1 protein-coding gene and 1 pseudogene are annotated in these 1,450 nt (G+C 37.6%); one reads left to right on the forward strand and one right to left on the reverse strand.

All coding sequences use genetic code 11. The features are described from left to right. Positions 1 to 184: 184 nt before the first annotated feature. Positions 185 to 1,297, forward strand: a complete 1,113-nt coding sequence (locus NG833_RS30040; protein WP_254568928.1) for an IS630 family transposase — start codon at positions 185 to 187, stop codon at positions 1,295 to 1,297. Between the two features lie 15 nt (positions 1,298 to 1,312). On the opposite strand, the pseudogene NG833_RS30885 reads toward NG833_RS30040, so the two are convergent. Next, positions 1,313 to 1,445: pseudogene (locus NG833_RS30885) on the reverse strand (ISNCY family transposase); the annotation flags it as partial. Positions 1,446 to 1,450: the final 5 nt, after the last annotated feature.

Below are 1,450 nucleotides of genomic sequence, written 5' to 3' on the forward strand. Positions count from 1 at the left end.
GCCCTTAATGCCCTCAACCTGTGAAACCACCCGATCGCGTAGCTTGAGACAAAAAAGGAACCGGGCAGCGATGAGTGAGGAGTACATGATGCTTATTCTCAAATCCTTGTGTCAAGCCTGATTGAGATGCTCTTACCCTGGATTTTATGCTATAATAACAAAAGAAAAAATAAAACTAATAAAAATGCCAGCACCTAACCATCTGAGTGAAACCCAACGAGAGAGACTTTTGAACGAATTGCGAGAAAACGAGAGTCCCCTTATTCGAGATAGAATTTTAATACTACTCCTAATAAACGATGGTAAAACCTATGAGGAAGTGGCAAAGTTTTTGCAAATCTCTTATCCAACAGTAGCATCTTGGGCTAAACAGGGCGATCCAGATAAATTAGAAAGTTTTAAAGATGGACGAGCCGAAGGAAACCACAAAAAAGCTACAAAAGAATATGTAGATATGCTTTTAACTATTGTTGACAATGAACCCTCAAAATACGGCTATGAGTTTGGGAAATGGACATCAGCAAGATTGGCAAAACATTTAGAAAAAGAGACGGGGATTAAACTGAGTGAATCGCAAGTGCGGAGAATCTTAAAATCAAAAAAGTATGTTTTCCTTTGGGCAAAATACAGTCTTGAAGACCGACAAGATAGGCTGAAACGAAAAGCGTTTAAAAATAGACTAAAAGAATATTTAAAAGTTGCCAAAAGAACTCCTAAACGTTTACAGGTATGGTTTTGGGATGAAACAGGATTTAGTTTAAGGATCGTAAGAAGAAAACAATGGACTAAAAAAGGAAAACGTAAAACCGTGAGAGGAGATAGAAGAAAAGGCCGAATAAATGTAATGTTTTGCTTAAGGGAAACTGACAAAAAAAGAATCAATTTTTTTGTGGAAAAAGGGTGCGGCGAATCATTTTATGAAAGTCTCAAGTCTTTCTACGCTTTGGTCATACAAGAATGGGTAGAACAAGGTAACTCCCCAGAAGATTTTTCAGAAAACGGGCCTAAAATAGTTATTATTTTAGATAATGCAAGCTTTCACAAAAGAAAAGATATTGCCCAGCTTATCACAGCAGAAATGCCTAAGATAGTTTTAGAATATTTACCGGAATATAGTCCCGATTATAATTTAATTGAATTGGTTTGGCATTCGGCAAAAGAATATATAGCTAATAAGCTGTTTGAGTCAATTGCAGAACTAGAATTTATTTTAAATAGATTGTTAAATGAAGGAGAACTCATTATCAATTGGGGGCGTAAAATCAAAAATAAAGGTAACCAGGTTTATTCAAACTAAATGTACGACAGCTTAGGCCAGAAATGACGGGGTTTGAGTAAAAAACACACGCTCACGCGCTTAAGGCGGCATCCTCCATTCCATAGCGGCGATTTTTACCCGTGCGCTTGTCCGGTAGCGACGACAAGCGCTTGCGGAAAGAACCCACTACAG

Source organism: Oscillatoria sp. HE19RPO, from assembly GCF_024220515.1.
Taxonomy (GTDB): Bacteria; Cyanobacteriota; Cyanobacteriia; order Cyanobacteriales; family Laspinemataceae; genus Laspinema.